This is a genomic window from Rhodococcus sp. EPR-147 (genome assembly GCF_001647185.1).
In the GTDB taxonomy this organism is placed as follows: domain Bacteria; phylum Actinomycetota; class Actinomycetes; order Mycobacteriales; family Mycobacteriaceae; genus Rhodococcoides.
On record NZ_LVCU01000346.1, the window covers coordinates 1 to 22827 of the forward strand.

22 protein-coding genes are annotated in these 22827 nt (G+C 64.7%); 10 read left to right on the forward strand and 12 right to left on the reverse strand.

Annotation, left to right across the window (positions count from 1 at the left end):
- Positions 1-89: 89 nt before the first annotated feature.
- The 7 genes from A2J02_RS15770 to A2J02_RS15800 form a co-directional block, all read right to left on the reverse strand.
- Positions 90-1574, reverse strand: a complete 1485-nt coding sequence (locus tag A2J02_RS15770; protein WP_068051076.1) for a carboxyl transferase domain-containing protein — start codon at positions 1572-1574, stop codon at positions 90-92.
- Positions 1575-1598: 24 nt separating this feature from the next.
- Positions 1599-2798 (reverse strand): ABC transporter permease, encoded by a 1200-nt coding sequence (locus tag A2J02_RS15775; RefSeq protein ID WP_068051078.1) that lies wholly within the window; start codon positions 2796-2798, stop codon positions 1599-1601.
- A complete protein-coding gene (locus tag A2J02_RS15780) occupies positions 2795-3688 on the reverse strand; it encodes an ABC transporter ATP-binding protein (RefSeq protein WP_068051080.1) in 894 nt (297 codons plus the stop codon). The genes A2J02_RS15775 and A2J02_RS15780 overlap by 4 nt, the downstream gene beginning before the upstream one ends.
- 16 nt (positions 3689-3704) lie before the next feature.
- Positions 3705-4247 carry a hypothetical protein gene (locus A2J02_RS15785; protein ID WP_068051082.1) on the reverse strand — a complete coding sequence of 181 codons (543 nt, stop codon included), beginning with the start codon at positions 4245-4247 and terminating at the stop codon, positions 3705-3707.
- 2 nt (positions 4248-4249) lie between these two features.
- The gene (locus tag A2J02_RS15790; RefSeq protein WP_068051084.1) at positions 4250-4780 is read right to left on the reverse strand and encodes a hypothetical protein; all 531 of its coding nucleotides are present in this window, start codon (positions 4778-4780) and stop codon (positions 4250-4252) included.
- Entirely contained in the window at positions 4777-5049 is a 273-nt protein-coding gene (locus tag A2J02_RS15795; protein ID WP_032372936.1) for a helix-turn-helix transcriptional regulator, read from the reverse strand. The genes A2J02_RS15790 and A2J02_RS15795 overlap by 4 nt, the downstream gene beginning before the upstream one ends.
- Positions 5050-5113: 64 nt before the next feature.
- Entirely contained in the window at positions 5114-5569 is a 456-nt protein-coding gene (locus tag A2J02_RS15800) for a MarR family winged helix-turn-helix transcriptional regulator (protein ID WP_068051112.1), read from the reverse strand.
- Between the two features lie 81 nt (positions 5570-5650).
- Between A2J02_RS15800 and A2J02_RS15805 the strand changes: the two genes are divergently transcribed.
- Positions 5651-6481 carry an alpha/beta fold hydrolase gene (locus A2J02_RS15805; RefSeq protein ID WP_068051086.1) on the forward strand — a complete coding sequence of 277 codons (831 nt, stop codon included), beginning with the start codon at positions 5651-5653 and terminating at the stop codon, positions 6479-6481.
- Between the two features lie 60 nt (positions 6482-6541).
- Here the strand turns inward: A2J02_RS15805 and A2J02_RS15810 are convergent, their stop codons facing one another.
- Positions 6542-8173, reverse strand: coding sequence for an ABC-F family ATP-binding cassette domain-containing protein (locus tag A2J02_RS15810; protein WP_068051088.1), 1632 nt, complete (start codon positions 8171-8173; stop codon positions 6542-6544).
- Between the two features lie 89 nt (positions 8174-8262).
- On the opposite strand from A2J02_RS15810, the gene A2J02_RS15815 reads away from it, so the two are divergent.
- Both A2J02_RS15815 and A2J02_RS15820 read left to right on the forward strand, forming a co-directional pair.
- A complete protein-coding gene (locus A2J02_RS15815) occupies positions 8263-9111 on the forward strand; it encodes an aldo/keto reductase (RefSeq protein ID WP_068051091.1) in 849 nt (282 codons plus the stop codon).
- Positions 9112-9134: 23 nt separating this feature from the next.
- Positions 9135-9956, forward strand: coding sequence for a uroporphyrinogen-III synthase (locus A2J02_RS15820; RefSeq protein ID WP_068051093.1), 822 nt, complete (start codon positions 9135-9137; stop codon positions 9954-9956).
- Here the strand turns inward: A2J02_RS15820 and A2J02_RS15825 are convergent.
- A complete protein-coding gene (locus tag A2J02_RS15825) occupies positions 9953-11020 on the reverse strand; it encodes an NAD(P)-binding domain-containing protein (RefSeq protein WP_068051095.1) in 1068 nt (355 codons plus the stop codon). The genes A2J02_RS15820 and A2J02_RS15825 overlap by 4 nt on opposite strands.
- Before the next feature lie 62 nt (positions 11021-11082).
- Here A2J02_RS15825 and A2J02_RS15830 point away from each other — a divergent pair, with 62 nt between their 5' ends.
- The 3 genes from A2J02_RS15830 (at position 11083) to A2J02_RS15840 (ending at position 14011) form a co-directional block, all read left to right on the forward strand.
- Positions 11083-11814 carry an enoyl-CoA hydratase gene (locus A2J02_RS15830; RefSeq protein WP_068051097.1) on the forward strand — a complete coding sequence of 244 codons (732 nt, stop codon included), beginning with the start codon at positions 11083-11085 and terminating at the stop codon, positions 11812-11814.
- Positions 11811-13145, forward strand: coding sequence for an ammonium transporter (locus tag A2J02_RS15835; RefSeq protein WP_068051099.1), 1335 nt, complete (start codon positions 11811-11813; stop codon positions 13143-13145). The genes A2J02_RS15830 and A2J02_RS15835 overlap by 4 nt, the downstream gene beginning before the upstream one ends.
- 191 nt (positions 13146-13336) lie before the next feature.
- Positions 13337-14011, forward strand: coding sequence for a hypothetical protein (locus A2J02_RS15840; protein ID WP_068051100.1), 675 nt, complete (start codon positions 13337-13339; stop codon positions 14009-14011).
- Positions 14012-14084: 73 nt separating this feature from the next.
- On the opposite strand, the gene A2J02_RS15845 is transcribed toward A2J02_RS15840, so the two are convergent.
- The gene (locus A2J02_RS15845) at positions 14085-15044 is read right to left on the reverse strand and encodes an alpha/beta fold hydrolase (protein WP_068051114.1); all 960 of its coding nucleotides are present in this window, start codon (positions 15042-15044) and stop codon (positions 14085-14087) included.
- A 201-nt stretch (positions 15045-15245) separates the two neighbouring features.
- Between A2J02_RS15845 and shbA the strand changes: the two genes are divergently transcribed.
- Both shbA and A2J02_RS15855 read left to right on the forward strand, forming a co-directional pair.
- The gene (shbA, locus tag A2J02_RS15850) at positions 15246-15827 is read left to right on the forward strand and encodes an RNA polymerase sigma factor ShbA (protein WP_068051103.1); all 582 of its coding nucleotides are present in this window, start codon (positions 15246-15248) and stop codon (positions 15825-15827) included.
- Positions 15828-15940: 113 nt separating this feature from the next.
- A complete protein-coding gene (locus tag A2J02_RS15855) occupies positions 15941-17587 on the forward strand; it encodes a purine-cytosine permease family protein (RefSeq protein ID WP_068051105.1) in 1647 nt (548 codons plus the stop codon).
- A gap of 62 nt (positions 17588-17649) precedes the next feature.
- Here the strand turns inward: A2J02_RS15855 and A2J02_RS15860 are convergent, their stop codons facing one another.
- Together A2J02_RS15860 and htpG are read right to left on the reverse strand one after the other, a co-directional pair.
- Positions 17650-18450 (reverse strand): crotonase/enoyl-CoA hydratase family protein, encoded by an 801-nt coding sequence (locus A2J02_RS15860; RefSeq protein WP_068051107.1) that lies wholly within the window; start codon positions 18448-18450, stop codon positions 17650-17652.
- Between the two features lie 81 nt (positions 18451-18531).
- Complete coding sequence (gene htpG, locus A2J02_RS15865; RefSeq protein ID WP_068051109.1) at positions 18532-20457, reverse strand: molecular chaperone HtpG; 1926 nt, start codon at positions 20455-20457, stop codon at positions 18532-18534.
- Positions 20458-20551: 94 nt separating this feature from the next.
- On the opposite strand from htpG, the gene A2J02_RS15870 reads away from it, so the two are divergent.
- Together A2J02_RS15870 and A2J02_RS15875 are read left to right on the forward strand one after the other, a co-directional pair.
- The gene (locus A2J02_RS15870; RefSeq protein WP_082898887.1) at positions 20552-21667 is read left to right on the forward strand and encodes an MBL fold metallo-hydrolase; all 1116 of its coding nucleotides are present in this window, start codon (positions 20552-20554) and stop codon (positions 21665-21667) included.
- A gap of 19 nt (positions 21668-21686) precedes the next feature.
- Positions 21687-22827 (forward strand): HAD-IC family P-type ATPase (locus A2J02_RS15875; RefSeq protein ID WP_156516240.1); only part of this gene is annotated, 1141 nt, incomplete at its 3' end.

Genomic DNA, 22827 nt, shown 5'->3' on the forward strand with positions numbered 1-22827 from the left:
CACATCTGTGGCTCTACCGGCCAGGACCCACTCCTGTCGGCAACCCACGCTTACATGCGGAGGGGCCCCAGCCAAGACCTCCATACCGTCTATCCGAGATTGCGGTAGCGGCCGAGTCGGTTTCGAGTCCGGGTGGCGGGATCGACGATCGACAGCGCGTGCAGTTCCCGGACGATGGCGTCGGCGATGCGGCCGGAGAACGCGGCGGGCTCGTCGGCCGCATCGGGGAGTTCGGGAACGATGGCGTCGACGATGCCATCGCGCAGAAGATCGACCGACCTGATGCCTTGGGCCTCGGCCATATCCGGAGCGTGAGCGGTGTCGCGGTGCACTATGGCACTGGCACCCTCGGGCGGAAGCGGTGCTAGCCAGGCGTTCTGGGCGCACAGCACCCGGTCGGCGGGGAGAAGCGCGAGCGCTCCACCGCCGGTGCCCTGGCCGAGCAGAACCGAGACGGTCGGGGTATCGACGGTGACGAGATCGGAGATCGAGCGCGCTATCTCGGGTGCCAGGCCGCCTTCTTCGGCTTCCTTGGACAGTGCCGCGCCGAAGGTATCGATCACCAGCACCAGCGGTAGGCGCAGTTCCTCGGCGAGGCGCATGCCGCGTCGCGCTTCTCGCAGTGCCGCCGGACCCATGGTGGCGGTGGCGGTGCTGCTGCTTCGGTCGTTGCCGAACAGGACGCAAGAGATCCCTCGGATTCGGCACAGCGACAGCAGGATCGACGTGTCGGCCTCGCCCTGACCGGTGCCGCTCAGTGGAACGTGTTCGCTGGCAGCGTGTTCGATGAGTTGCCGAATGCCGGGCCGGTCCGCGCGACGCGACGACTGCACCGAATGCCAGGCAGACTGCTCCGGTATCTCGGCCTGTACGTCGTCGGTGAGGTCGGGCCACACGGTGGCGTCGAGGATCACTCGAAGTGTGCGAATCAGTAGGTGGCGCAGGTGATCCAACGGCACCACGCCATCGATGACGCCGTGCTGGTAGAGATTCTCGGCGGTCTGCACCCCGTCCGGAAAGGGCTTGTCGTACAACGCCTGATAGACCCGCGGACCGAGAAATCCGATGAGCGCACCGGGTTCGGCGACGGTGACGTGCGCCAACGATCCCCAGGACGCGAACACCCCGCCGGTCGTGGGGTTGCGCAGATACACCAGGTACGGCAGGTGCGCCGCCTTGTGTGCGGTGACGGCGGAGGCGATCTTGACCATCTGCACAAAAGCCAACGTTCCCTCCTGCATGCGCGTGCCGCCGGAGGTGGGGGAGGCGATGAGCGGCAGGCCCTCCGCGGTGGCGCGCTCGATGGCCGAGGTGATGCGCTCGGCCGCAGCAACGCCGATCGAACCGGCGAGAAACGCGAACTCGCACGCGATCATCACCACCCGCCGGCCGTCGATGGTGCCCTCGCCCGTGAGCACCGACTCGTCGACCCCGCTCTTCTCCCGCGCCTTCGTGAGGTCGCGCCGATAGGAGTCGTTGGGGTGAACGTCGACCGGCGTGGAGTCCCAGGACACGAACGATCCGCCGTCGAGAACGGAATCGAGAATCTCGGCGGCGGATGTTCGTGGGCGCATGTCGGGGAGCCTACGCAGCGAACCCTAGCGAGCAAACGCTTCCTTCCACGAGACGGTCTTGCCGATCCGAAGAATGGAACGCTGGTAGATCTTCGCTGCGCCCATCGCCAGGATCGCGGTGGTGATCACCATCAGGACTGCCGAACCGACGATCTGTACCGGTGAGGTCACCCCGGCAGCGATGCGCAGCGGCATCATGATGGCGGAGAACGGGGGGATCCAGCTCAAGGTGTTGGCCAGGGTGCTCTCCGGATCGCTGACGGAATAGAAGGCCGCGAAGAACATCGCCATGATCAGGATGAGTAGCGGCATGGTCGTCGAGTTGACGTCCTCTTGGCGCGAGACCATCGAGCCGCCGGCGGCGTAGAGCACCGCGAAGAAGGCGAACCCCAGGATGAACCACGCCAGCGTTGCCGCGAAGACGCTCACCGCGGCACCGGTGATCGTGAGTACCCCCGTGCCCAATCCTGCTCCCACACCGGCTATTCCGTACAGAGCAAGCTGCAGGATGCCGACCGCGCCGATACCGAGGATCTTTCCCCACAGCAACTGCAGGGGGCGGACGGTGGAGAGCAACAGTTCGACCACACGCGAGGACTTTTCCTCGACGACGCCCATCGCGACATACATGCCGAAGCCGATGATCTGTGCGTACAGCAGGAACACTGCGGACAGGGCAAGAGCCGTACGCTGACCGGCCTCGGGATCCGGTGGATCGATTGCGTCGACGGTGACCGTCGCGGCACTCGTCGCTGCCCCGAGTTCGTTCTGATCGACACCCTGTTGCGCCAGTGCAGTATTCGTTGCCTGCGTCGCGACACTGCCTTCGACGACGGCTCTCAACGTTCCGGTCAGATCGGACTCGGTGACGGCGGTGTACGCACCCGCGGTTCCGTCCGGAACCAGCGCCACGTCGAGATCCCCGGATTCGACGCCGCTGCGTGCGGCTGCCGCGTCGGCGACTTCGCGCACCTCGACCGGGGATCCGACGGCGTCCCCGGTTGCTTCCACCACGGCTGCGATGGACTGGTCTCCGGCGACGCCGACGACGTCGCGCTCTTCGTCGCCGCTGCCGGAGAAGATCGAGAACGCGATGATGCCGCCGACGATGACGGCGAGAATGATCGCGTTGCTGATGACGAAGCTCTTCTTCATCACCTGAACGGTGAACTCGCGCTTGGCTATCAGGGACACTGCGCTGAAGGAGTTCAGTTGGGAGCTCATGACACTACCGCCTCTCGGAACAGGTCGCTCAGGGAAGGTTTCTGGATGGAGAAGTCGTGTACCGGACCGGTCGCCAGTGCGGCTCGGAGGACTTCTTGATCGTCGGCCCCGGGTGCCAAGCCCAGGACGGTGACGCCGTCGCTGTGGCCGAGGGTGCTCACCCCAGCGATGCCCGACGCCCATCCGGGTGCGGCGTGGGGTGCATGGACGCGCAGTTGCGCATCTCCCGATCCGCGTAGCTCGTCGACGGTACCGACGGCCTTCATCGAGCCGGCGGCGATGATGCCGACGCGATCGCACAGACGCTGCACCAGGTCGAGCTGGTGACTCGAGAACACCACCGGCACCCCGGCAGCGGCCTTTTCGCGCAGCACCTCGCTCATCACGTCGACGGCGATGGGGTCGAGACCGGAGAACGGCTCGTCCAACACGAGAACCGCGGGGTCGTGCACCAGCGCGGCCGCCAACTGCACCCGCTGCTGGTTGCCCAGGCTCAGCGCGTCGACGGTGTCGTTGACCCGTTGATCGATGCCGAGCCGTTCGGTCCAGCGGATCACCGCGGCCTTCGCGTCCTTGGACGACAGGCCGTGCAATTCGGCCATGTACGCCAACTGCGGGCCGACCTTCATCTTGGGATACAGGCCGCGCTCCTCGGGCATGTACCCGATGGTGCGACGAACATCGAGGTCGACGGGCTTGCCGCCCAACAGAACCTGGCCGGAATCCGCCGACAGGACGCCGAGCGCGATGCGCATCGTGGTGGTCTTGCCTGCGCCGTTGCTGCCGACGAAGCCGAACAGCTCGCCGGGCCGGACGTCGAAGCTGAGATTGTCCAGGGCGATTTTGTCGCCGTACTTCTTGGAAACGGAGTCGATCGTGAGGGTGCTCATGGTGCCCTTTCGGTCGTTACTTCGGGTCGAGATCTTCGGGTTCGGGGTCGGGGGTGATCCAGGCGAGAATGACTGCGGGAGTCGAGATTCCGATCATCAATGCTGCGAGAGTCCAACCGCCGCCGGCGTAGGCGAGGCGAGGGAGGTCGGGAAAGGTCGAGGACAGAAAGATCAGAGCGAAAGCCGCCACCAACACCAGACCTTGCGTGACAGTGAGGCCGATGGAGCGAGCTTCGTTGCGCTGCTGTACTTCCCATTCGTCGAGTGCGCCCGTGGGAGCATCGCTGTGGCGGCCGGAGACCGTCTGCAGAGCCGTCCAGATCGGAACGAAGATTATTGCGGCCGGAATCCACGCGATGGCGGCCCACGAGAAGAACAGCGTCGAGATACTGATGACGAGGAACGCCAGGTCGGCAGCAACTACTGCGATGGCGAGAATGCGGCGTCGACGCTGCGTGCGCCATTTCGGCAACCAGTGTCTCGTGTTGGCGTCGTTCTCGAGGAATCGCCGCGTGCGATACGCCTGGTAGCGGGTGAGAATGTCGGTGCGTTCGCTCATTGTCAGCCGTCCTCGGGGTCGGGGTCGGGAGTGGTCCATGCGAGAAGCATTGCGGGAGTAGCACCTCCAGTGCTCAAAGCGGTCAGCATCAGTGCGCCGCCGGAGATCCCGAGATTCGTTGCCCCGAAAATCGATCCGAGGAACAGGTACGCCGCGGCAGCGGTGCCCAACACCTGAGTAACCGTCAGGCCGATGGATCGGGCCTGGTTGCGGAGCTGGACTTCGAGCTCGTCGAGCGCTTCCACCGGTGCTTCGGCGCGCCGATTGGACACGATGCCGAGGACAATTGTCGCGAACGCGAACACGATGTAGCAGATTCCCCAGAATCCGATCGCCCACTCGAACAGCGGGTCCGACAGTGCGAAGCCCGCGGAAGCTGTGATCAGCACCAGGAGGATGGCGACGAAGGCTCGGCGTCGTTTCTGGACTCGCAATCCCGGCAGCCAGTTCGCATAGGTCTTTTCGTTCTCCAGAAACACTTTCGTCCGGGCTTCCTGATATCTACTGAAGATGCTGGGACTGTGCGTGTTCATCGATCCTTCTCCCTTCGGAAGAGTTCGGCCGAGAGTGGTCCGAGTTCGGTGCGCGAGAACACTGCTTCGATCGGCAGATCGAAGACGTCGCAGATGCGCATCGCGAGGTCGAGGCTCGGGTAGTGGTCGCCTCGTTCGAGGGCACCCACCGTCTGGGGATTCACTTCGACGAGTTCGGCCAGTTGCGCGCGGCTCATCTTCCGTTCTGCCCGCAGAACACCCACCCTGTTGAAGATCGGGAGCGCGGTACCGCGCTTGACGGGGCTCATGACAATGAAGTGTTGTATAAACCCAACGATCTGTCAACGGTTAATAACAGATTGCTTCCGTTGACTACGTTGCCTGTTGGTCCCGGGTGTCGGCAACGATGGCGCGCATCGTCGTCAGAAACTTGTCGATCGTTGCCCGCTGATCGGGGGTGAAGCGCGCGAGTTCGTCGACGGCCCGACCGATGACGGGGCCGAAGAACGTCGTGCCGAGTTCCGACGCATGCGCGGTCACACGCAGCAGTACTCGCCGGCGATCGGATGGGTCGGGTTCGCGTAGCACCAACTCTCGCTTGGTCATTCGATCGATCAGGGCGGTGACAGACGCCGATTCCAGACCCAGTTGCGCGCCGAGCCAGCCGGGTGTGGCACGCGTTCCGGCTCGGTCCGCATCCAGCAGGCAGATCAGCGCGCGGATGTCGGTCGGGTGAAGTGAGTGCTTCTGGGCGAAGTCTGCGCCGAGGAGATCGAGCTCGACGGTGAGTGCTCGCAGCTGATGCACGGCGGCGACAGGTTCGGTCATGTGCTGATCCCTCAGAAGATGCTGGACGAGCGGTCTCTCCATTGTCTACTATCTCGATGATCGAGAGAATAGAGGGTTGCAATGTCGCTGGACGAATTCTTCTCCGCCTACGACCGGGTGCTGCAGAAGTGGCCGGCCGATACCCAAGCCATCGACGTGAACACGGTGCACGGCACCACACGAATCAACGTCTGCGGACCCGTCGGCGGCCCGGCGCTGGTGCTGCTCCCCGGGGCGGGTGCCACGTCCACCGTGTGGTTCGCCAACGTCGAGGCACTCTCGCAGCGATATCGGCTGTACGGGGTCGACCTCATGGGCGACGTCGGACGCAGCGTTCCAGGTGACCGGTCCATCGACTCCGTGGACGAGCTGCTGAACTGGGTGACGGCGGTTCTCGATGCACTGGACCTCCGAACTGCGGCACTCTGCGGACATTCATACGGCGCGATGATCGCCCTGGCGTTCGCTTTGCGCAACGAAGGCCGCGTCGATGCGCTCACTCTGCTCGATCCCAATGCCTGCTTCGGCTCCATGAGTCCGCGGTACCTGATGCATGCGCTACCGATACTGCTGCGGCCCAACGAAAACCGGCAGCGCCGCTTCGTAGCGTGGGAGACCGATGGCCTGGCTTTGGATCCCGACTGGCTCGACGTCCTCGCGCTCGGAGCCGCACATTTCCCGACGGCAAAGACCATTGTTCCGAAGCGGCCGAAGCCCGCTGCGTTCGAGGACTTCGGTGTGCGCACCACCGTGGTCCTCGCAGGGAAAGGGAAGGTGCACAATGCCGCTCGCATCGAATCGGCTGTGCATGCCGTTCTGCCGACGGCGAGGACCGTAGTCCTCGAGAACGCCACCCACCACGGGCTGCCGATGCACCCTGCCGCCGAGGTCAACGAAATTCTGCTCAGTTGATGAAAATCGGGTGCAGCTGACCGCGCTCACCGCGGTCAGCTGCACCCGATTCAGTGCGATCTACTTCTCGCTCAGCTGTCCAGCGTTCATCGTCCAGTGGCGAGTGCTGCGAACAGTGTCGAGCATTCTGCGGTCGTGGGTGACCAGCAGCAGTGTTCCCTCGAAGTTCTCCATCGCACGTTCGAGTTGTTCGATGGCAGGTAGATCGAGGTGGTTGGTCGGCTCGTCGAGTACCAGCAGGTTGACGCCGCGGGCCTGCAGCAGCGCGAGTGCCGCGCGGGTTCGCTCACCGGGCGAGAGAGACGACGCCGGCCGCAGTGCATCGTCGCCGCGGAGGCCGAACTTGGCCAGCAGGGTACGGACTTCGGCGTCGGGCCACTCGGGAACCGCTGCGCTCAAGGCGTCGGACACTGTTCCCTCGCCGACGAAATATGCTCGCGCTTGGTCGATTTCACCGACCGCCACACCCGAACCCAACGATGCCGAGCCCTCGTCCGGGTCCAACCGGCCCAGTAGTACCGACAACAACGTCGTCTTGCCGGAGCCGTTCGGTCCGGTGATCAGAATTCGATCGCCCCACTCGATCTGCGTCGTCACCGGGCCGAAGGTGAACCCGGATCGCCGGACAATGGCACCGCCCAGAACTGCGACGACAGTGCCACTGCGGGGAGCCGCCGCGATCTCCATCCGCAGCTCCCATTCCTTGCGCGGCTCCTCGACCACCTCGAGTCGCTCGATGCGCCGCTGGGTCTGACGAGCTTTCGCGGCTTGTTTCTCGGTCGACTCGGCGCGGGTCTTGCGGGCGATCTTGTCGTTGTCGGTGGCCTTCCGGCGCGCATTACGCACCCCCGACTCCATCCAGTTTCGCTGCATCTGCGCGCGAGACTCCAACGCAGACTTGGTGTCTGCGAACTCGTCGTACTTTTCCCTGGCGTGCTGGCGCGCAATTTCGCGCTCCGCCAGATAGGACTGGTAGCTGCCGTCGTACACATCGATACGACGCTGCGCCCGATCGAGCTCGACGACGCCCGTCACCGTCCGTGCCAGGAATTCACGATCGTGACTGACGACGACGATCGCGGCCCGCGTCGCGACGACGAACTGCTCCAGTTGCTCGAGGCCGGCCAGATCGAGGTCGTTGGTGGGCTCGTCGAGCAGCAGGATGTCATAGCGAGCGAGCAGAATCGCGGCGAGCCCCGCGCGGGCAGCCTGCCCACCCGACAGCGCCGTCATGAGCGCAGACCCGTCGACATCCAGACCGAGATCCGCGAGCACCTTCGCCGTGCGCTCCGCCAGATCCGCGCCGCCGAGTGCCAGCCACTTCTCCAATGCCGGGGTGTAGAGGTCGTCATCACTCGACCCCAACGCCTCGGCGGCGGCGTTCATGGAGAGTTCGGCCGCAGTCACCCCGGTGCGCCGACCGAGGAAGTCCAACACCGTCTCCCCGGCGATCCGCTCGGGCTCCTGCGCCAGATATCCGACGGTCGCGTCGGGCGGGCTGGTGTAGAGCTCACCCTCGTGATCGGCCGTCCCCACACCCGCGAGCAGGGTCAACAACGTCGACTTGCCTGCACCGTTCGCTCCGACGAGCCCGATCACATCACCCTCGGTAACCGTCAGATCGAGTCCGGAGAACAGGGTTCGATCGCCGTGGAAAGCGGCGAGATCATCGATACGAAGCGTTGCGGTCACACCGAAACTCTAAGCTGCGACTTCTGGTCGTTCCGCAGGCTCCACTCCTGCCCGGGAACAACACCACCCCACCCACCGTTGCCATTCGTATGACGTATTCAGCCGAGACCAGTACTGTCCCGACCATCGTGCTCAACGACGGCACGTCCATTCCCCAGCTGGGGTTCGGTGTGTGGCAGGTTCCCGACGACGGTGCCCAGGCCGCAGTGACCGAGGCGCTCGAGGTCGGCTACCGCAGCATCGACACCGCCAAGGTGTACGAGAACGAGACCGGCACCGGCCGCGCAATCGCAGAGTCCGGCATCGCCCGTGACGAGCTGTTCATCACCACCAAGCTGTGGAACGACGATCAGGGCTACGACTCCACTCTGAAGGCATTCGACGCGAGCATGGATCGCCTCGGACTCGAGTACCTCGACCTGTACCTCATTCACTGGCAGCAGCTCGACCGCGACAAGTACATCGACACCTTCAAGGCGTTCCAGAAGCTCAAGGCGGACGGCCGCATCGGCTCCATCGGCGTCTCCAACTTCACCATCCCCACCCTGGAGAAGCTGATCGACTCGGTCGGCGAGACGCCGTCGATCAACCAGGTCGAGCTGCACCCGCGCTTCGTCCAGGAGGAGCTGCGCGCGTTCCACACCTCGAAGGGCATCGCCACCGAGGCCTGGAGTCCGCTCGGCTCGGGCACCATCCTCGACGAGCCGGTGTTCGCGAAGATCGGCGACGCGCACGGCGTCACTCCGGCCCAGGTCATCCTGCGCTGGCACATTCAGCTCGGCAACGTGGTGATCCCCAAGTCGGTGACCCCGAAGCGCATCGCCAGCAACTTCGACGTGTTCGGCTTCGAGCTCAGCAACGACGAGATCCAGCAGATCAACGCGCTCGACTCCGCCGACGGCCGCACCGGCCCGGACCCGGACAAGTTCAGCAGCTGACACCGGGGGCCTAGTCTGTACCCATGTCCGATTCGCTCGCAGGCAAGACCGTTGCCCTCACTGCCGAGCGACGTGCAGACGAACTGGCCACCATGCTCGAACGCCGCGGCGCGAACATCGTTCACGCCGCGGCGATTCACGTTCTGCCCCTGATCGACGACTCCGATCTGAGGTCCGCCACCGAGGGCATCGTCCAACGCCCACCGCAGATCGTCGTGATCAGTACCGGCATCGGTTTTCGGGGCTGGCTCGACGCGGCCGCCGACTGGGGTATGCGCGAAGAACTCGTGACAGCGCTGGGGCACACGCGAATCCTTGCGCGAGGTCCCAAGGCGCGCGGGGCAATTCGTGGCACGGGGCTCCGCGAGGATTGGTCGCCGGCCACCGAGGCCTCGCAGGAAGTCTCCGATCATCTCGAGGCCGAGGGTGTTGCCGGGGTGGACATCGCAGTTCAGCTGCACGGGGTGATCACCGAGTGGGAGCCGACCATTCACCTCAGTGATGCGCTGACCGAACTCGGCGCGCATGTCCGACCGATCCCGGTGTACCGCTGGATTCGCCCCGCGGATCAGGCTCCACTGGTCGACCTGTTGGAACAGATCATCGACCATCGGGTGGACGCGGTGACGTTCACCAGCGCCCCCGCGGTCGCGTCCCTGCTCTCGACCGCCAAGGACAACGGCCTGCTCGACGCCTTCCTCGACGCGCTTCGAGGACCTGTCGCCGCGATCTGCGTCGGGCCGGTGACGTCGGCACCGTTGGACGCGTTGGGCGTTCCGACCTCGATGCCGAGCCGGGCGCGACTGGGCGCGCTGGCGAAATTCGTGACCGAGCAGCTCTCCTAGCCCAGAGTTTCCAGCAACTCCGTCACCGCGGCTCGCCCGGCTCGGTTCGCCCCGATCGTGCTGGCGGACGGCCCGTAGCCGAGCAGGTGGACGCGATGGTTCGCGGCGACCCGGGTCGTGAGCCTGCCGTCCATGACGATTCCGCCGCCGTGTCCGCGCAGGCGCAGCGGAGCGAGGTGGTCGAGGGCGCTCCGAAAACCGGTGGCCCACAGAATCACATCAGCGTGCTGACTCGACCCGTCCTCCCACACCACGGAATCTTCCGTGATGGACGAGAACATCGGCTTGCGTTCCAGAGCCCCGCGCTCGCGGGCGGCAGCCAACGACGGCGTGAGCAACAGCCCGGTCACCGAGACGACCGAGCCGGGTGGCAGGCCTGCCCGCACACGTTCCTCGACCATGGCGACGGCTTTGCGGCCGGCATCGTGGTCGAATTCGCTGTCCCGGAACACCGGTGGTCGACGCGTCACCCATGTCGTGGACGTGACCTGTGAGATCTCGTCGAGCAGTTGGACGGCCGAGATGCCGCCGCCCACCACCACGACGTGCTTGCCTGCGAACTCGTCGGCCGTCCGATAGTCCTTGGTGTGCAGTTGCCTGCCTGCGAACGTCTCGGCTCCGTCGTAGTGCGGAACGAACGGCTTCTCCCACGTCCCGGTCGCGTTGATCAGCCCCTCGGCCATGACGACGGTCTCGCCGGCTTCGACTCGGAATCGGGGTTCCCGATCGCACACGACTGTCACCGTGACGGGGCGTCGAACATGCAGTTCGAAGCGTTCCTCGTACTCGCGGTAGTACCGGGGGACGGCGTCGGCGGCGGCGATGGTCTCGGCCGGCTCGTCTCCGAGCGTGTCCGCGAAGGCCATACCGGGCAGGTCGTGGACGCCGTTGACGGTGCTCAGCGTCAGCGAGGGCCAGCGGAACTGCCATGCGCCGCCCGGCCCGGGGGAGCGATCCAACATCACGAAGCCCTCGCCTGCGGTGAGTCCGGTGCGGTGCAGGTGATAACCGGCCGAGAGTCCGGCTTGGCCGGCGCCGATGACGGCGACCCGAGTGTCGATCATGGAGACCAGTAGATCAGGCCCCGCACTGTCATTTTGTGTACTGGTGGGTAACCTCTGCTCTCGTGATCGGACTCTCTCGTGACGGCGACGTCGTCACCCTCGAACTGCAGCGGCCGGATCGACGGAACGCGTTGAACTCCGAGTTGTGCCTGGCGGTGCATCGCGGAGTCGAACAAGCCGAGCGTGACGGCGCGCGGGTCGTGGTCGTCACCGGCCAGGGCACCAGCTTCTGTGCGGGTGCAGACCTGACGGGGGACGCGTTTCCCGAGCATTTCGGGCAGATCCTCGAAGAGATGCTGACGGCAATTCAGCGGGCCTCGATTCCGGTCGTGGCCGCGGTGAACGGACCGGCCGTCGGTGCCGGCACACAGTTGGCTGTCGCGTGCGATCTGCGAGTCGTTGCGCCGGGCAGTTTCTTCGAAATACCGTCGACCCGGCTCGGCATCGCGGTGAGCAACTGGACCATCCGGCGGTTGGCCTCGCTCGCGGGCGGAGGTGTTGCGCGCACCATCCTGCTCGGCGGTGAGCGGGTGTACACCGAGCAGGCGTTCACCTGCGGGCTGGCGAACAAACTCGGCGACCTGGACGTCGCGACACAGTGGGCGCAGTCGATCACCGAACTCGCTCCTTTGGCGTTGCGTCACCTCAAGCTCGTCTTCAACGACGATGGAGCACAGGATGTTCCGACGCCGGAGCAGGTCGCTGCGTTCGAGGCCGCGTGGAGCAGCGAGGACATGAAAGAAGCGCGCCGCGCACGATCCGAGAAGCGCAAGCCGAAGTTCGTGGGACGGTGATCGTCGGCGCGCCCGATGCGGGCGATACGGCGTGGCTGCTGACCAGTACCGCGCTGGTGCTGTTGATGACTCCCGGCCTGGCCTTCTTCTACGGCGGCATGGTGCGCTCGAAGAGTGTGCTGAACATGATGATGATGAGTTTGTCGGCAATCGCAGTGGTGTGGCTGCTGTGGTTGGCGTTCGGATTCTCGATGGTGTTCGGCGACAACGTGATCGGCGGGTGGATCGGAAACCCGTTGCAGTACGCCGGTTTCGAGGGTCTGCTGGGCGGGGTGTACACCTCGGCCGCAGGGACGGTGTCGATTCCGTTGGTGGGAACCGTTCCAGCGCTGGTGTTCGCGGCGTTCCAGGCAGGTTTCGCGATGGTGACGGTGGCGCTGATCTCCGGCGCCGTCGCAGACCGAATGCGATTCGTACCCTGGGTGCTGTTCGCGGCGCTGTGGTCCACACTCGTCTACTTTCCGGTGGCGCACTGGGTGTTCTCGCTCGACGGGCTCACCAGTGAGTTCGGTGGGTGGATCACCAACAAGCTCGGTGCCATCGACTTCGCCGGCGGAACTGCGGTGGAGATCAACGCAGGCGTCGCCGGCCTCGTTCTCGCGCTCGTGGTCGGCAAGCGGCGGGGTTGGCCGCGAGATCCCATGCGCCCGCACAACCTTCCGGCCGTCATGCTCGGAGCCGGGCTGCTGTGGTTCGGTTGGTTCGGGTTCAACGCGGGGTCGTCGTTGGCCGCGGACGGCGTCGCCGCGGTGGCTCTGGTGAACACGATGGGTGCAGGAGCGATGTCCATGGCGGCGTGGCTCGTCGTCGAGAAGCTGCGGGACGGCCATGCGACGTCCTTCGGTGCGGCCTCGGGCGTCGTGGCCGGTTTGGTGGCCATCACACCCTCGTGCACGGCGGTCACCCCGATCGGTGCCGCGGCGATCGGCATCGCGTCGGGTGCGTTGTGTGCTCTGGCCATCGGCCTCAAATACCGCTTCGGCTACGACGATTCGCTCGACGTCGTCGGTGTGCACCTCGTCGGTGGCATCGTCGGCACGCTGATGATCGGACTCGTGGCCAGTGCGAAGATGCCGGCAGGGGTGGACGGTCTGTTGTACGGCGGCGGGCTGCATCAGCTGTGGGTACAGGCGGTCGCGGTGGCTGCGGTGTTCGCCTACTGCGCCGTCGTCACCACCGGCATCGCGTTCGCGATCAAGGCTGTCATGGGAGTGCGCGCCGACGCGCAACACGAAGCCGACGGTCTCGACGAGCACGAGCACGCCGAGTCCGCCTACGACTTCGGGGTGAGCCACGGAGGCAGCAACAAGCCGGGTCTTTTCGGTAAGTAGAGACAACCCGCGCGTGTCGTTTACGAACGGTTTGGCCTTCGAAACCCGTTCTGTCCCTTATGAGTCGATGCGTGCAATCGTTGTTCGGTTCGACCCCGATCGTTCATCTTCGGTTCTCCTGACCCGCGTGTTCCACCCATAGTTTTTCGCTGCTCGCATCGAGTGATGGACACGACGAAAGACTGAGGAACATGAAGCTGACTCGATTCGCGGCAACGTCCGCATTGGTCATTGCAGCGATGACGACCGCCATGGGCACCGCCTATGCGGATCCGGCACCGGCTCCCGCCGCTGCCGTCGGGTGGAACGTCACCCAGGCCGGCAACCAGGTCCTCGTCGACACGACGGCCGGCACCCTGAGCAACGAGGACAACCACCTCGTCGTCCGCGACGCCAACGGTGTGCTGGTCGACTCGGTGCCGTTGGCCATTGCCGCAGACGGCTTCTCGCACCCCGTCGCCGCCGTCATCGACGGAAACCGCGCCACCCTGACCGCCGACGCCTCGCCTGCCGCGGCAACGCCGGTCTCCGCCTCTCTCCCGGGTCTGCAGCAGGTCGACCTGCCCGCCGCGGTCTCCGGCGTCAAGGACAACATCAGCCTGTCCGCTTCGGTCGGTGGATTCCTCGGAGCCGCAACCGGTCTGGTCACCGGTTGCTTCCTCGGAGCCATCGCCGCCGGCACCGTCTCCGCGCCTGCCCTGCTGCTCTTCGGTGCAGCACCGGTAGCCGGATGCGTCGGCGGCGCACTGCTTCTCGGCTCGGGTGCTTCGCTCGCCGGAACCGCCATCGGTGGTCTCGGTGCCATCGCCGGCAACGCAGGGCAGTTCATCCAGCTCCTCAACGCTCCTCCCGCCGTCAAGAAGTAACTCTCGTACAGCAGTGCTGTGGCCCGCATCGGATCCTCCGTTGCGGGCCACAGTCGTCGGCAGGTTCTTGTCGCTAGCGAGCCAGGGCGAGATCTCGCACGTGTGCACGGCGAGCCGCCGTCACGAGTTCGACGACGGCATCGGCCACTTCGTGGGCCCGTTCGAGGATCACCATGTGCCCGGCCTCCGCGACGCACACCAGGCGAGCGTCGGGCAGATGTTCGGCAATGGTTTCCGAGTGACGTATCGGTGTCATCAGGTCGTCCGAGCCGCACAACACCAGGGTGGGGATCGAGGCGAGCGCAGCCAGGCCGGCCACCTCGTCCAGACCTCGGAATGCCCCGAGGAAGCCGGCCAACGTCACGATGGACGTCTCGCCCAGCATTGCCGTCGCCAGCGTCACCACCCTCGGACCGACTCTTCGGGATCCGCAGCCCGCGGTCCTGACGATGGGTGCCCACACGCCGCGACTGAGTCTCTTGGCACCCGACATCAGTCGAGGGGCGCGTCGAACAGCGGCCTGGAACACCGACACCGCGGGATGCGCGAGGGCACTGCCGAGTCCGTCGTCGGTGATTCCACCCGCCGACGTCGCGATCAAACCGACTCCGACCAGGCGCGTGCCGATGGCCTCCGGGTTCTGACGGGCGTAGGAGAGCGCCGTCATTCCCCCCATCGAATGGCCGACGACGACGAACGGTCCCGACGGGACCATCGCACGGATGACGTCCGCCAGGTCCTCACCGAGCTGATCGATGGTGCAGCTCTCCGGCGCGGCCGCACTCGACTCCCCGTGCCCGCGGTGGTCGTACATCACGATCCGCACATCGTCTCCCCAGGCGTGTTCCACCTGTGCACGCAGGTCGGTCCACGACTGCATCCGCAGGCAGTGTCCGTGCACGAACACCGCGGTCAGCGGTGCATTCGGATGCCCGAACTCACGAACCGCCAGAGCGGTGCCGTCGCCGGCAGCGACGGTGCTGCGGCGACCGACCTGATGGCTCTGCTCGCTGGTGATCTCGTTGGTATTCATGGGCGGCGCTCCGCGGGTGTGAGTGTCACGTGCTGCGACGACGGTGTTGTCCGGTACTTCGCTTCGCCGACACACCGTGTTACCTGAATCACAATTTTTGTTCGGTGTGGTAGCCACTCGGACCAAGCCGGGTGGGAATCGGCACCGAAGTACTGGTGAGCGTTCAGGAGAGGACGCGCGTTGCCAGTGAGGAGATCGGCCATGAGTTTCGGCATGGACAGGCTCGAGGACGTTGTGCCCCGCGCCGTTGCGGGAGATCGACTCGCTCTCGAACAGGTGCTGGTGTTGATCCAGCCACCGGTTCGTCGATACTGCGCCGCCCGCATCGGGAATCTCGACGTCGCCGCGGACGATGTGGTGCAAGAGGTCTGCCTCGCACTGGTCACCGCCATTCCCAAGTACCGCGACATGGGCAAGCCCTTCATGGCGTTCGTGTACGGGATCGCCGCGCACAAGCTGGCCGACGCTGGCCGTAAATCGGTTCTGCGACAGTCGTTCTCGATCGACGAGATGCCGGAGGAGCAATCCACCGATGCCGGACCGGAGCAGCTCGCGCTCGGCGACGAACTGCGTAGCCACACCCAGGCATTGATGGACACCCTGCCGACGAAGTACCGCAAGATCATCCTGATGCGAGTCGTGTGGGGAATGACGGCACCGCAGACCGGCGAAGCACTCGGAATGACGGCCGGAGCCGTGCGAGTGGCCCAGCATCGCGCGATGAACATGCTGCGCGCCGAGCTGTCGAACTTCTCGCTGCTGGCGGCGCGCGCAGTCGCCTGACAAACCTCGCCGGCAGGACTACGGGGACGAATGTCCGAATCGCCGGACTGAGTAACCGGAGCTACATCTCTCCAAGACATAGCGGCAACGTGGCGGTTCTACGTTGTTGACCCATGACCGCCGTACAGCCTGCGCCGACAGACACCGCGCTGAAAGAGACGCTCGAGGACTACACGCTGCGCTTCGCGCCGCGTAGCTACCGCAAGTGGGGAACCGGAGTCGTCGCGACATCCGCCCTCGGCGGCATCGCGTATCTCGCGGACTTCGCCATCGGTGCCAACATCGGAATCTCCTACGGAACCGGCAACGCGCTCTGGGGCATCCTGGTGTTCGCCGTCGTGATCTTCCTGACCGGGCTCCCGCTCGCCTACTATGCCGCCCGCTACAACATCGACCTCGATTTGATCACGCGGGGAAGCGGTTTCGGCTACTACGGATCGGTTGTCACCAACGTCATCTTCGCGACGTTCACGTTCATCTTCTTCGCGCTCGAAGGCTCGATCATGGCGCAGGGACTCGAACTCGGCCTGGGCATTCCGTTGCCCATCGGCTACGCGGTGTCCACGATCATGGTCATCCCGCTGGTCATCTACGGTATGAAAGCCCTTGCCAAGCTGCAGGTCTGGACCACTCCGCTGTGGCTGGTGCTGATGGTGCTGCCGTTCGTCTACCTCGTGTTCAGCAATCCCGATTCGGTCGGCGAGTTCTTCGCCTACGGCGGTCAGGACGGTGCCGACGGCAAGGGGGTCAACATCGGATCGGTGATGCTCGCGGCCGGCGTGTGTCTGTCGCTCATCGCGCAGATCGCCGAGCAGATCGACTACCTGCGTTTCATGCCGCCCAAGACTCCCGAGAATTCCCGACGCTGGTGGACCGCAGTGCTTCTCGCCGGTCCGGGCTGGGTCATCTTCGGTGCGCTCAAGCAGGTCGTCGGACTGTTCCTCGCCGTGTACCTGATCGCCAACGTGGTCGACGGATCCACCATCGCCAACGAGCCGGTGCACCAGTTCCTGGAGATCTACGAGAACTTCATGCCGGGTTGGCTCGCCATGACCCTCGCGGTGATCCTGGTCGTCATCAGTCAGATCAAGATCAACGTCACCAACGCGTATTCCGGGTCGCTGGCGTGGACCAACTCCTACACCCGCATCACCAAGACCTACCCGGGTCGCATGGTCTTCGTGCTCTTCAATCTCGCGATCGCGCTGATCCTGATGGAAGCCAACATGTTCAGCTTCCTCAACGACATCCTCGGCTTCTACGCCAACTGCGGTATCGCGTGGATCGCCGTGGTGGCGTCGGACATCGTCTTCAACAAGTACATCCTGAAGCTCTCACCCAAGGTCCCCGAGTTTCGACGCGGCATGCTCTACAACATCAATCCGGTCGGCTTCGGATCGATGGCGGTGTCGGCCATCCTGTCGATTCTGGTGTTCTTCGGAGCATTCGGACCGGCGATCAAACCGTACTCGCCGATCGTGGCTCTCGTTCTGGCACTGATACTTCCGCCCATCCTGGCGGTGGCAACCAAGGGCAAGTACTACCTGCGGCGTACCGATGACGGCATCGATCTGCCGATGTTCGACGAGCACGGCAACCCGTCCGACGCACTCGTGATGTGCCACGTCAGCGGAATGGAATTCGAGCGACCCGACATGATCGCGTCCAACGTGCCCGGGCCCAACGGGGAGAAGCAGTACATCAGTTCACTGTCGCTGAGCACCGACAAGACGGGGGAGCACATCCTGCCCCCGCAGTAGCGACTTCGTCGCAGGTGAGTGGAAACTCGTAGTGGGGCCCGAGTTTCCACTCACCTGGCGAGTCAGCGTCCTCGGAACTCGGGATCGCGACGCTCGAGCATCGCGTCGACAGCCTCGGAATGATCCTCGGTGTGGTGTGCGATGGCCTGATAGGCGGCGGAGAGTTCGAGCAAGGATTCCAGACTCTGCTGCTGGCCCTCGCGCAACAACTTCTTCGTCATACGCAGTACCTGCGGTGGGTTGGCCGCCACACGCCGAGCCAGTGTGTGGGCAGCGTCGAGCAGATCCTCGGGCTCGACGACCCGAGAGACCAAGCCCCATTCCAATGCCGTAGCGGCGTCGATGGCCTCGCCGGTGAACGCCATTTCGCTCGCCCGTGCCATGCCGATGGCCCGGGGGAGCAGCCAGGCCCCACCGTCTCCGGGAATGATGCCCACCTTGGCGAAACTCTCGGCGAATGTCGCAGTGGTCGAGGCGATTCGGAGATCGCACATCAAGGCCAGATCGCAGCCTGCTCCGATGGCCGGGCCGTTGACCGCGGCGATCGTGGGAATCTCGCAGTGATACAACGCCTTTGGGATTCGTTGAATGCCGTGCCGGTAGCCCTGCCGCAACTCGGCCGGGCTACCACCGAACATTCCCTGCTTGTCCCGCATGTGCTTGACGTTCCCGCCCGACGAGAATGCCGAACCGGCACCGGTCAGGACGGCAACCCTGATCGATGGATCCCCGTTCGCGTCGGCGATCGCGGCCTCGAGGGCGTCGACGGTCTCCATCTCGGAGATGGGATTACGGGCCTGGGGATTGTTCAACGTCCAGACGACCACGTCGCCTTGTCGTTCGGTAAGAACAGGTTCTTGCACGGTCGGGCCTTTCGTTGCTCGGCCGCAGTGGCGCGGTTGAGTGCCGCCTGGGGCACACAACCACACCACTGCCGCAGGCACTCAGATGGTGCGGGTCAATCGATCGGCCAGCAGACGCGAGAACTTCGCCGGGTCCTTGAGCTCGGTGCCTTCGGCCAACAGGGCCGTCGCATAGAGCAATTCGGCGGTCTCGGCGAGGTGCGGATCGTCACTGCGATCCTCGCGAGCTTTCTTCAGTCCCGTCACCAGGTCGTGGGTCGGGTTGAGTTCGAGGATCCTCTTGGAGGTCGGCACGAACTGTCCCGACGCCTTGTACATCTTCTCGAGCTGCGGGGAGAAGCTGAACTCGTCGCCGACGACGCAGGCCGGGGACGTGGTGAGCCTGGTGGACAGGCGCACCTCCTTGACGTCCTCGCCGAGGGTCTCGGTCAGCCACGTGAGCAGGTCGGCGAACTCCTTGTCCTGCTCCTCGCGCTTGGCCTCGGACTCCTTCTTCTCCTCTTCGGTGTCGAGGTCCACCTCGCCCTTGGCGATGGACTGGAACGACTTTCCGTCGAAGTCGGTGACGTTGCCGACCCACACCTCGTCGACCGAATCGGTGAGCAGCAGCACCTCGAGCCCGCGAGCCTTGAAGGCCTCCATGTGCGGCGAGCTCTCGATCTGCTGACGGGATTCGCCCGTCATGTAGTAGATCTGCTGCTGGCCGTCCTTCATCCGGTCCACGTACTCGGCGAGGGTGGTCACACCCTCCTCGGAGTTGGTGGACGCGAACGAGGAGATGCCCAAGAGGGTTTCGCGGTTGTCCGAATCCGAGATCAGGCCCTCCTTGAGGACCGTGCCGAACTGCGACCACAGCGTCTTGTACTTGTCGGGCTGCTCGCTCTGCAGTTCCTTGACCGTGGAGAGCACCTTCTTGGTCAGGCGTCGACGGATCGCACGGATCTGCCGGTCCTGCTGCAGGATCTCGCGAGAGACGTTGAGCGAGAGGTCCGCTGCGTCGACTACGCCCTTGACGAAGCGCAGGTACTCGGGCAGCAGTTCCTGCGAGTCGTCCATGATGAACACGCGCTTGACGTACAGGTGCACGCCGGCCTGGCTCTCGCGCATGAACAGGTCGAACGGTGCCTGCGACGGAATGAACAGCAGTGCTTGGTATTCGAACGTGCCCTCGGCCTTGAACGGGATGACCTCGAGCGGCTCGTCCCAGGCGTGGCTGACGTGCTTGTAGAACTCCTTGTACTCCTCCTCGGACACCTCGTCCTTGGAGCGGGTCCACAGAGCCTTCTGAGAGTTGATCGTCTCCGTCTCGATCGTGACGGTGTCCTCGCCGCCCTCTTCTTCACTCTTGACGCGCTTCTCGACGTCGATGCGAATGGGCCAGGCGATGAAGTCGGAGTACTTCTTGACCAGTTCCTTGATCTTGCGCTCGGACGCGTAATCGTGGAGGTGGTCCTCCTCGTCGGCGGGCTTGAGGGCCAGCGTCACCGACGAACCCTGCGGGGCGTCGTCGACGTCGGTGATCTCGTAGGTGCCCTCGCCGGTGGACTCCCACTGGGTGGCCGTGCTCTCGCCCGCCTTGCGGGTGAGCAGCGTGACCTTCTCGGCCACCATGAACGTGGAGTAGAAGCCGATGCCGAACTGGCCGATCAGTTCTTCGGAGGCGGCCGCGTCCTTGGCTTCCTTGAGCTTCTTGCGAACCTCGGCGGTGCCGGACTTGGCCAGCGTGCCGATGAGGTCGATGACCTCGGCGCGCGACATGCCGATGCCGTTGTCGCGGATGGTCAGCGTGCGGGCCGCAGCGTCGATGTCGATCTCGATGTGCAGATCCGAGACGTCGACGTCCAGGTCCTTGTTGCGGTACGACTCCAGGCGCAGCTTGTCCAGCGCGTCCGAGGAGTTCGAGATCAGTTCACGGAGAAAGCTGTCCTTGTTGGAGTAGATGGAGTGCACCATCAGATCCAGGAGCTGACGCGTCTCCGCCTGGAATTCGAGCTGTTCGGTACTCAATGTCTCCCCTTCTAGCAGCAAAACCGACGCGAATATTCTACGGCAAGACTACGGGTGAGCTGCGAAGACGTCGGCGCCGCCTACTGTGGTGGCCGTGACGAAGACGAAGTTCGTTCTGGGAGCAACGGCAGCACTGAGCGGGGCCTGGTTGGCGCGTGCGCTGTGGGGTCTGCCGTCGGCCATCGGTGCCCGACGCGTGCACATCACTCCGTATGCCGCCGGGTCTCCGCGATACCGCGATCGCCGGTTCCACAACTCCGACCCGAGCTCGAGCTACGTACCGGGGCGCGGCGAGAAGGGACAGCAGAACATGTTCGTCTCGCTGATCACCGAACGCGGCAAGGGCAGGCCGCAACGCCCGATTCCGTTGGCGCCGCCCATCGCGCCGGTGGACGCGGGCGAGCTGGCCGTCACCTGGTACGGCCACTCGAGTGCGCTCGTCGAGGTCGACGGCTATCGCGTCCTCGCCGATCCGGTGTGGAGCAACCGGGTGTCCCCGTCCTCGGTGGTGGGCCCGGCACGGCTGCATCCGACGCCGGTCGAGTTGGTCGACCTACCGACGGTCGACGCCATCGTGATCTCCCACGATCATTACGACCACCTCGACAAGGCGACGGTGCAGAAGCTGGCGAGTACACAGTCGGCTCCGTTCGTCGTGCCGCTCGGCATCGGCGCTCACCTGCGTAAGTGGCGGGTGCCCGACGAGCGCATCATCGAGCTGGACTGGGACGAGCAGACCAACATCGGCGGCCTCACTGTCACGTGCACCGAGGCTCGGCATTTCTCCGGCCGCGGTCTGACCCGGGACTCCACGCAGTGGGCGTCCTGGGCCTTCGCCGGTCCGATTCGACGCGTCTTCTTCGGCGGCGACACCGGCTACACACCGAAGTTCGCCGAGATCGGCAGCAACTACGGCCCCTTCGACCTGACGCTGCTGCCCGTCGGGGCCTACGACGCCCGGTGGCCGGACATCCACATGAATCCCGAGGAAGCGGTCACGGCGCACATCGACCTGACGGCGTCGGGCATCTTCGTTCCGATTCACTGGGCCACGTTCAACCTCGCCTTCCATCCGTGGTCCGAGCCGATCGTGCGGCTGCATGCCGCTGCGCAGGACGTCGGTGTGCAGGTGGCGGTACCGATGCCGGGCCAGCGCATCGACGGCACCCGAACCCTGCACGACGATCGCTGGTGGTCTCGGCTCGGCTGAGCGGGTTTAAGCTGCACGCATGTCTATCGAGGCCGATGCTCAGCGGGACACCGGGCTGACCGAGGCGGACGTCGCCAGGCTCAGGGCCGAGGGAAAATCCAACGACGTTCCGGCCCGTGCTTCTCGGTCGGTTCGCGACATCGTCCGCGGCAACGTGTTCACCCGAATCAACGCCATCCTCGGTGTGCTGTTGATCATCGTGCTCTCGACGGGCTCGGTGATCGACGGCATGTTCGGGCTGTTGATCGTCGCGAACAGCGGCATCGGCATCGTGCAGGAGATTCGCGCGAAGCGCACGCTGGATCGGCTGGCCATCGTCGGACAGAACAAGCCCCAGGTTCGACGCGAGGGTGTCTCGAAGCAGATTCCCCCCGACGAGGTCGTGCTCGGCGACATCGTCGAACTCGGTCCCGGTGATCAGATCGTCGTCGACGGTGAGGTGATCGAGAGCGCAAGCCTCGAGGTCGACGAGTCGTTGCTCACCGGCGAGGCCGACACGGTGCACAAACTCGAAGCGACGCAGGTGCTGTCGGGAAGCTTCGTGGTCGCAGGCAGTGGGGCGTACCGTGCGACGAAGGTGGGCCGAGATGCGTACGCGGCCAAGCTCGCCGAGGAGGCGAGCAAGTTCACGCTGGTCAAGTCCGAGCTGCGCAGCGGTATCGACAAGATCCTGAAGTTCATCACGTACCTGATGATTCCGGCGGGCGCGCTGATCATCTACAACCAATTGTTCTCCAGCGGTCAGGCTTTGAAGCCGGCCCTCAACGGTATGGTCGCCGCGCTCGTTCCGATGGTGCCCGAAGGCCTGGTGTTGATGACGTCCATCGCATTCGCGGTGGGTGTGATCCGACTCGGTCAACGGCAGTGCCTGGTCCAGGAGCTGCCTGCGATCGAAGGCCTCGCCCGCGTCGACGTGGTGTGTGCGGACAAGACCGGAACCCTCACCGAGAACGGTATGCGGCTGTCCGAGTTGATGCTGATGGACGAGCACGATTCCGATTCCGTCACAGCGGCTCTCGCATCTCTGGCGCACGACGATCCGCGGCCGAATGCGAGCGTGCAGGCCGTCGGCGAAGCGTATCCGGACGCGCCCGGGTGGACGCAGAGCGCCGTGGCCCCGTTCTCCTCGGCCAAGAAGTGGAGCGGACTGTCCTACGGCG

What these genes read in the sequence shown, in the direction of transcription:
- A2J02_RS15770 (WP_068051076.1), bottom strand. Translation starts at nt 1,574, where the DNA reads ATGCGCCCACGAACATCCGCCGCCGAGATTCTCGATTCCGTTCTCGAC.
- A2J02_RS15775 (WP_068051078.1), bottom strand. Translation starts at nt 2,798, where the DNA reads ATGAGCTCCCAACTGAACTCCTTCAGCGCAGTGTCCCTGATAGCCAAG.
- A2J02_RS15780 (WP_068051080.1), bottom strand. Translation starts at nt 3,688, where the DNA reads ATGAGCACCCTCACGATCGACTCCGTTTCCAAGAAGTACGGCGACAAA.
- A2J02_RS15785 (WP_068051082.1), bottom strand. Translation starts at nt 4,247, where the DNA reads ATGAGCGAACGCACCGACATTCTCACCCGCTACCAGGCGTATCGCACG.
- A2J02_RS15790 (WP_068051084.1), bottom strand. Translation starts at nt 4,780, where the DNA reads ATGAACACGCACAGTCCCAGCATCTTCAGTAGATATCAGGAAGCCCGG.
- A2J02_RS15795 (WP_032372936.1), bottom strand. Translation starts at nt 5,049, where the DNA reads ATGAGCCCCGTCAAGCGCGGTACCGCGCTCCCGATCTTCAACAGGGTG.
- A2J02_RS15800 (WP_068051112.1), bottom strand. Translation starts at nt 5,569, where the DNA reads ATGACCGAACCTGTCGCCGCCGTGCATCAGCTGCGAGCACTCACCGTC.
- A2J02_RS15805 (WP_068051086.1), top strand. Translation starts at nt 5,651, where the DNA reads ATGTCGCTGGACGAATTCTTCTCCGCCTACGACCGGGTGCTGCAGAAG.
- A2J02_RS15815 (WP_068051091.1), top strand. Translation starts at nt 8,263, where the DNA reads ATGACGTATTCAGCCGAGACCAGTACTGTCCCGACCATCGTGCTCAAC.
- A2J02_RS15820 (WP_068051093.1), top strand. Translation starts at nt 9,135, where the DNA reads ATGTCCGATTCGCTCGCAGGCAAGACCGTTGCCCTCACTGCCGAGCGA.
- A2J02_RS15825 (WP_068051095.1), bottom strand. Translation starts at nt 11,020, where the DNA reads ATGATCGACACTCGGGTCGCCGTCATCGGCGCCGGCCAAGCCGGACTC.
- A2J02_RS15840 (WP_068051100.1), top strand. Translation starts at nt 13,337, where the DNA reads ATGAAGCTGACTCGATTCGCGGCAACGTCCGCATTGGTCATTGCAGCG.
- A2J02_RS15845 (WP_068051114.1), bottom strand. Translation starts at nt 15,044, where the DNA reads ATGAATACCAACGAGATCACCAGCGAGCAGAGCCATCAGGTCGGTCGC.
- shbA (WP_068051103.1), top strand. Translation starts at nt 15,246, where the DNA reads ATGAGTTTCGGCATGGACAGGCTCGAGGACGTTGTGCCCCGCGCCGTT.
- A2J02_RS15855 (WP_068051105.1), top strand. Translation starts at nt 15,941, where the DNA reads ATGACCGCCGTACAGCCTGCGCCGACAGACACCGCGCTGAAAGAGACG.